Origin of the sequence: Sinomonas sp. G460-2, from assembly GCF_047759905.1 — a bacterium.
Lineage (GTDB): Bacteria > Actinomycetota > Actinomycetes > Actinomycetales > Micrococcaceae > Sinomonas.
On the sequence record NZ_JBKZWT010000195.1, the window covers coordinates 1 to 6,882 of the forward strand.

Below are 6,882 nucleotides of genomic sequence, written 5' to 3' on the forward strand. Positions count from 1 at the left end.
CGCGGAGGCGACGGCATGGGGGACCACGTATCTCGAGACGAAGACGGGGTACGGGCTTGACGTCGAGAACGAGCGGCGCAGCGCGATGCTCGCCGCACAGGCCGTCGATGAAGTCACGTATCTGGGCGCGCACCTGGTGCCAGCCGGAACCGACGCCGAGGAGTACACCGAGCTCGTGTGCGGCGAGATGCTCGACGCCGTCCGGCCGCACGTGCGCTGGGCCGACGTGTTCTGCGAGCGCGGCGCATTCACCGAGGAGCAGTCGCGCCGCGTGCTGCTCGCGTGCCGTGACGCGGGCCTCGGGCTCCGCGTGCACGGCAACCAGCTCGGCCCGGGTGCGGGCGTGCGGCTCGCCGTCGAGGTCGGCGCGGCAAGCGTCGACCACGTGAACTTCCTCGACGACGCCGACGTCGATGCGCTCGCAGGAACGTGGAGCGCGTGGGCAGGCCCGGGCGACGTGGAGGGTGCCGGCACGGTCGCGACGGTGCTCCCGGCGTGCGACCTCTCCACCCGGGCACCGCTCGCCCCGGCCCGACGGCTGCTCGACGCCGGCGTCCAGATCGCCATCGCCTCGAACTGCAACCCCGGCACGAGCTACACGAGCTCGGTCGCCTTCTGTGTCACGACGGCGGTGCTCCAGATGGGCCTGAGCGTCCAGGAAGCCGTGCGGGCCGCGACGTTCGGCGGGGCGCTCGCGCTCCGGAGGCACGTGGGGAGGGACGAGGACGGGAAGCGCGCGGTGGGGTCGATCGCCGTCGGCCATCGCGCCGACGTCCACCTTCTCAACGCGCCCTCCGCCACACACCTCGCCTATCGCCCCGGGATGCCCCTCACGCACGCGGTCTGGCGGGCGGGCGAGCGGGTTCGCTAGGCGGTGGAGCGGTTGCCCTAAGGGGCCGTGGGTGGTTGCTGAGGGGTTGGAGGCGTCGAGAGGACCGTGTCCGTCCGACTCCGATCGGCCCATTGGCTGAACGATCGGTCGAGCTCGTAGCGCCCGTCGTCCTGCATCACGAGCGTGTGCACCCCGGCATTCTCGGGGTTGTTGAGCGATTCGAAGTATTCTACGGTCCAGTGGAACCAGCGCATGCAGAACAGGCGCATCGTGAGCCCGTGGGTCACGAGCAGGGTGTTGGGCGCGTGGCCCGGCTTGTTCCAGTGGCGGTGGAGCGTCTCGAGGAAGCTCGAGACGCGGTCGTACACGTCGCTCCCGGACTCGCCCTCGCGGAAGCGGAAGAAGAAATGGCCGTAGGTGTCGCGCAGCTTCTTCTGCTGATCGATCTCCTCGGCGACCTGGTAGTTCGCCCAGTCCTGCTCGCGCAGCCGGGGCTCCTCGACGACCCGCTCGATGAGGTCCGCGAGGTCCATGGCCTCGAGGCTCTGGTAGGCGCGCAGATACGGGGACACATACACGCGGACCCGCTCGCCGTCGAGCTGCTCACGGATGCGGCGCCCGGCCTCGCGCGCCTGCTCGAGCCCGAGCTCTGTGAGCGGGATCCGGTAGTCCGGCACGCGTTCGTAGATGCTCGTGTCCAGGTTCGCGGCCGACTGGCCATGCCGGACCATGATGATCTGCCGCGGCGCGCTCATAGCACCCCAGCCTAAGGCAGGATGGTTGCATGCCCGATGCACTCGCCGTCGTCCGCTCAACCTCCCGCACGCGCTCGCGGGTGCAGCTCCTCATCGTCCTGGGGCTCTCGCTCGGGCAGTCCGCGGTGTACTCGGTGGTGCAGCTCCTCGACAAGGCAACGCAGGCGCCGCTCGCCCAAGGGAAGTCGACGCTCAACAAGACGCTCAGCTCGCGCGAGTACTTCGACCTCACGTATCAGCTGCTCGACATCGTGTTCTCGCTGGTCCCCGTGGCGCTGGCCCTGTATTTCGTGTGGGAGGCGGTGGGCCGTGGCGGGTGGCGCGCCCCGTTCCTGCGCCTCGGTCTGGACTTCCGCCGGCCCGGGCGCGATGTCCTCTACGGCGTGGGCCTCTTCCTTGCGATGGGAATCCCGTCGCTCGGGCTCTACTGGGCGGGCCGCGTACTGGGCATCACGACGTCGATCATTCCCAGTGGCCTCGACACGTACTGGTGGACCGTGCCGGTGCTCATCCTGTCCGCTGTGCGGCACGCGCTGCTCGAGGAGACGGTCGTGGTGGGCTTCATGCTCGGCTGGCTGCGGCGGCTCGGCTGGAGTAGCGCGGCGGCGGTCGCCGCGAGCGCGATCCTGCGGGGGAGCTATCACCTGTACCAGGGGATCGGGCCGTTCGTCGGCAACGCCGTCATGGGGCTCGTGTTCTGCTGGGTGTACCGGCGGTACGGGCGCGTCATGCCGCTCGTCATCGCCCACGCGCTCCTCGACATCGTGGCCTTCGTGGGCTTCAGCCTCGTGGGCAGGGCCATCGGCCTGGGCTGAGTCGCGGGACGGGACCCCGCAACACGCGGGATGCGACCCCGCAACACGCGGGACGGGACCCCGCAACGTTGCGGGGTCCCGTCCGAGCGGTTGTGAGGTCTCCGGCCTAAGGACCGGTCAGATCGTGACCGGGCCGTTCTGCGTGCTGAACGTGACGGACATGATGCCCGGGGTGCCCTTCGGCGCGACCCACTCGACCTCGACGTCCTCGAGCGGCTTCTCGACCGGCTCGCCGAGCCACTCCGTCACCCGCTCGGCCGAGCCGGCGATCGTGAGCTTCGTGACCGAGACCGTGCCGGCGTAGGCGTTCGAGGGGTGCAGGCCCGGATCGCCCTCCCACTTGAGCATGTACGGGACCTGGGGATCGGCGATGAGGCCCAGGATGCCGATCTGCTTCCAGACGAGTTCGCGGCCGTCCGGGAACTTGCGGTTGCCGGGAACGGCCTTGCGGCCCAGGCGCTCCTCGAAGGGGACCAGATCGTCGACCTCGACGCACCAGCCCATCCATCCGCCGCCCGCGGCGGAGCGGGCACGCACCGCCTGGCCGAACGGCGCCTTGTCCGACGCCGGGTGGTCGAGGACCTCGACGACCTCGAGGTAGTGGTGCGCCGTGAGCGGGATGATCATGTTGCGGGTGCCGAACCGGGGGTGGACCCCGCCCTTGACCGCTTCGACCCCTAGTGCGCTGGCTATACGTTCCGTCGTGGCCGCCAGGCCATCAGGTTCGCAGGCATAAGAAACATGGTCCATACGCATGCAGTCATCTTGGCACTTTGAGATGTTCGTCTCAGCTTAGGTTAACCTAACTTGTGGGCCGCCGCCGGGAGCGAGACTTCCATAGTGGTACCTCCCGCGCCAGTTTCCGCGATCCGCACGGATCCGCCGTTGCGTACGGCGATCTCGCGCACGAGCGCGAGCCCGATCCCGTAGCTCCGCCGCGCGGCGAGTCCGGCGCTCCCCGAGCCCGCGAAGCGCTCGAAGACCTGCTCGGGGGAGGGGCCTTCGATCCCGGGGCCGGTGTCCGCGACGGTGAGCACCGCCGTCGTGCTTCGCCCCGAGCCGGGCGCGGTGCGCACGGCGACCGTCACACGCCCGCCCTCGGGCGTGTACTTGAGTGCGTTGTCGAGCAGGGCCACGATGACGCGCCGCAGCGGCGCCGACGCGACCGGGACCCGGACCGGCCCGGCCGGGGGCTCGTGCTCGAGCGAGATTCCACGGTCTGCGGCGAGGACGCCGAAGTCGGCCACGACCTCGAGCGCGAGGGCGGCGAGGTCCGTGGGTACCTCCGGGGTGTCGGGGCCCTGCCCCGCGATGCCGCCCAGGAGGTCCTCGATGACGGCGGCGAGCGAGGCCGAGTCGGCGCGCAACTCGGCGAGCACGGGCGCGGCCTCGCTCTCCGCCCCGAGCCGCTTCTGCGCGAGCTGGATACGGGTGTCGAGCACGGCGAGCGGCGTGCGGAGCTCGTGGCTCGCGTCCTGGACGAAGCGCCGCTGAAGCGCGAGCGCCTCACCGAGCGGCCGGACGGCCCGCCGCGCGCTCAGCATCCCCACAACGCCCCCGAGCACGATCCCCGCCACGCCGCCCACCACGAGGATCCCGAGCACGTCCACGGTGTCGAGGAGCACCTGCGGCTCCGAGCGCTCGAGGTGCGCGAGCACCTCCTCGGGCTGAGACTTGGCCCACAGATAGACGGCGGCGGCTCCGAGCAGAAGGACGACGACGACGGCGATCGCCCCGGCGATCTGCCAGCCCACCTTGAGCGCTGCCCGGCGGAGCGCGGCCTCGTCGGAGTTGCGGGGCGGGCGCCGCGTGGGCATCACGAGAGCTCCCCGAGCTGATAACCGACGCCGTGGACGGTCCTGATCACCGACTTGTCCGTCTTCTTCCTGAGGTAGTGCACGTACGTGTCGACGGCGCCCGGGGTCTCGCCGGCGTCGAACGCCAAGGCGAGCAGCTCGGCGCGCGAGAACACGCGCCCGGGCTCCCGCGCGAGGACCGCGAGGAGGGCGGACTCGGTGCCCGAGAGTTCGACGCGGTCGCCGTAGCGCGAGGACATGACGCGCGAGGCCGGGTCGAGCTCCCATTCGCCCACCGCGAGGCGGCCGCGCTCGGGGAGTGCGTAGCTGCGGGTCATGGCCCGGAGGCGTGCGGCGAGCTCGTCGGCGTCGAACGGCTTGACGAGGTAGTCGTCCGCACCCGCGTCGAGGCCCTCGACCTTGTCGGGGACGGTCCCGAGGGCGGTCAGCAGGAGCACGGGGGTCGCGAGGCCCTTCGCGCGGAGAGACTGGACGAGCCGCAGCCCGTCGAGTCGGGGCAGGCCGCGGTCCACGACGAGGGCATCCCACTCGCGCGCGAGCGCGAGCTCAAGCCCCTCGCGCCCGTCGGAGGCGAGGGTCACGGCGAAGTCCGTGCCCAACAGCTCGGCCACGAGCGGGCCGAGCTGCCGGTCGTCCTCGACGAGGAGCACGCGGGGTCGGAGGTCCATGGCTGCCATTGTGCCAAGGACGGCCGGCGCGAGGGGCTCGCGGATCAGTCGGCGGAGCTCTCGGCGTACGCCTCGACCGGCTCGGCCTCGGCCCGGGCAGCCTCGGCCTCGCGCGCCTTCTTCGCGTTCCGGCGGTGGCGGAGCGCCTCGAACCCGATCGGCACGACCGACGCGAGGACGATGAGCACCGAGAGCACGTCGATGTTCTTCTTGATGAATTCGACGTGGCCCAGCCACACGCCGAGCATGGTCACGGACACCGCCCACGCGACGGCGCCGATCACGTTCCACCCGATGAAGCGCCGGTACGGGTAGCGCGCCATCCCGGCCACGAGAGGAACGTATGTGCGCACGATCGGCACGAAGCGCGCGAGGACGAGCGCCCTCCCGCCGTACCGCTCGAAGAACGATTCCGCGCTCTCGAGATGACTTAGCTTGAGGACCTTCGCGTCCTCGCGGAACCAGCGCTTGCCCACTGCTCGGCCGAGCAGATAGCCCGCCTGATCGCCGGCGACGGCCGCGACCATGACCACGAGAATGAGCATCGGCAGCGAGAGTCCGAGCTGGGCGTGGAGGAGGCCGACCGTGAAGAGGAGCGAATCGCCCGGCAGGAACGGGAACAGGAGCCCCGATTCGATGAAGACGATGAGGCCCACGACGCCGAGGACCCAGGGTCCGGCGTCGACGAGCAGGGAGGTCGGGTCAAGCATGGGGGTGTCCTGTCAGTAGAGCGTGACGGTGTCGGTCAGCGGTGTTGGCTCGGCGGTGTTCGCTCGGCGGTGTTCGCTCAGCGGTACTCGAGGCGCGCCACGAACGGGACGCGGTTGAGAAGGGGCATCGCGAGTCTGTTCCAGAGCCCGCACCAGAGCACGATGCCTGCCACCGAGGCGGGGAACGACGCGATGACGTCGATGGGGTAGTGAACGCCCACGTAGACGCGGGAGATCGCGACGAAGCCGGAGAAGACCATTCCGAGGATGAGCACCCAGATGCCCCAGCGCTTGTCGCGGAACAGGAAGTACAGCGCGATGGTGAGCGAGACGGCGAAGCACACATGGCCGCTCGGGAAGCTGTTCGGGTCCATGTCCGGGGAGAGCGGGTTAGCAAGGAGGCCCGGATCCGGCCGATGCCGGTGCACGCCGTACTTGAAGATGAGGCTGTAGACCCAGCCGAAGCCGGTGATGGAGACGACCGCGAGCGCGTCGATGGGCGTGCGCCGCAGGAACCAGAGGATCACGATGAGGAGCACGAGGATCACGATGGCGCCCGAGGGCCCCAGGATCTTCTCGAGCGCGAGCGAGACCGTGTTGAGCCAGCCGACGTGTTGGGTGCTCATGGTCTGGTTGACGCTCAGCTCGGCATCGGTGACGGGGGTGGTCTTCGCGAGGAAGCCGAGGGCAAAGACCACAATGCTCATCGCGACCGGCACGAGGATCCAGTGCCGCAGGCTCGGGAGAGTGACGAGTCGGCTGCGCGGGGAGCGCGCCGTGCGGGCGCCGCGCGCCGCGTAGTCGGGAGAGGTCATGTGCCTATCCTGCCCTGCCCCGTCTAAGACGGCTCTAAGAACCGCCCCGGAACCGGAAAGGAGTTTGCGGCGGGCCCAAGGCGGCCGCGGCCCTCGCATCGGCACGATCATGCCGATTCACCGCGATGGCTGTTGCTTGACTCACACGAGGCTACCGCGCGAGCATGGAATCGGAACGATCGTGCCGCTCGGTGCGAAGCCAGAATCGGAGCCGGGGGAAACATGCAGGAAGCGGTCCGGGACCTCGCCGCCCGTGTGAGGGACCGCCGTCGTGCGCTGAGCCTCACGCAGCAGGACCTCGCGGACCTCGCCGGGGTGTCCGAGCGCTTCGTCCGCTTCGTCGAGCAAGGCAAGGCCAGCGTGCGCCTCGACGCACTCGCGGCCGTGCTCGAGGCGCTCGGACTCGAGCTCGCCGTCGTCGCCCGGGCGCACCCGACCGCGCACCCGAGCGTGCACTTCGGGGCGGCGAC

The 6,882-nt window shown here is 70.1% G+C and carries 9 protein-coding genes; 3 read left to right on the forward strand and 6 right to left on the reverse strand.

The window, feature by feature from the left end; all coding sequences use genetic code 11:
• On the forward strand, window positions 1–871 hold an 871-nt coding region (locus tag ACLN58_RS15495; protein WP_415856152.1), incomplete at its 5' end, for an amidohydrolase family protein.
• 17 nt (window positions 872–888) lie between these two features.
• Here the strand turns inward: ACLN58_RS15495 and ACLN58_RS15500 are convergent.
• Window positions 889–1,587, reverse strand: coding sequence for a histidine phosphatase family protein (locus tag ACLN58_RS15500; RefSeq protein WP_415856153.1), 699 nt, complete (start codon window positions 1,585–1,587; stop codon window positions 889–891).
• 29 nt (window positions 1,588–1,616) lie between these two features.
• On the opposite strand from ACLN58_RS15500, the gene ACLN58_RS15505 reads away from it, so the two are divergent.
• A complete protein-coding gene (locus ACLN58_RS15505) occupies window positions 1,617–2,402 on the forward strand; it encodes a CPBP family intramembrane glutamic endopeptidase (protein ID WP_415856154.1) in 786 nt (261 codons plus the stop codon).
• 117 nt (window positions 2,403–2,519) lie between these two features.
• On the opposite strand, the gene ACLN58_RS15510 is transcribed toward ACLN58_RS15505, so the two are convergent.
• The 5 genes from ACLN58_RS15510 to ACLN58_RS15530 form a co-directional block, all read right to left on the reverse strand.
• Complete coding sequence (locus tag ACLN58_RS15510) at window positions 2,520–3,158, reverse strand: VOC family protein (RefSeq protein ID WP_415856155.1); 639 nt, start codon at window positions 3,156–3,158, stop codon at window positions 2,520–2,522.
• 41 nt (window positions 3,159–3,199) lie between these two features.
• The gene (locus ACLN58_RS15515; RefSeq protein WP_415856160.1) at window positions 3,200–4,219 is read right to left on the reverse strand and encodes a sensor histidine kinase; all 1,020 of its coding nucleotides are present in this window, start codon (window positions 4,217–4,219) and stop codon (window positions 3,200–3,202) included.
• Window positions 4,219–4,887 (reverse strand): response regulator transcription factor, encoded by a 669-nt coding sequence (locus ACLN58_RS15520; RefSeq protein WP_415856156.1) that lies wholly within the window; start codon window positions 4,885–4,887, stop codon window positions 4,219–4,221. Before ACLN58_RS15520 ends, ACLN58_RS15515 begins: the two co-directional genes overlap by 1 nt.
• A gap of 44 nt (window positions 4,888–4,931) precedes the next feature.
• Window positions 4,932–5,597, reverse strand: a complete 666-nt coding sequence (locus ACLN58_RS15525; RefSeq protein WP_415856157.1) for a DedA family protein — start codon at window positions 5,595–5,597, stop codon at window positions 4,932–4,934.
• 77 nt (window positions 5,598–5,674) lie between these two features.
• Window positions 5,675–6,412 carry a phosphatase PAP2 family protein gene (locus ACLN58_RS15530; protein ID WP_415856158.1) on the reverse strand — a complete coding sequence of 246 codons (738 nt, stop codon included), beginning with the start codon at window positions 6,410–6,412 and terminating at the stop codon, window positions 5,675–5,677.
• 222 nt (window positions 6,413–6,634) lie between these two features.
• On the opposite strand from ACLN58_RS15530, the gene ACLN58_RS15535 reads away from it, so the two are divergent.
• A partial coding sequence (locus ACLN58_RS15535; protein WP_415856159.1) for a type II toxin-antitoxin system Y4mF family antitoxin occupies window positions 6,635–6,882 on the forward strand: 248 nt, incomplete at its 3' end.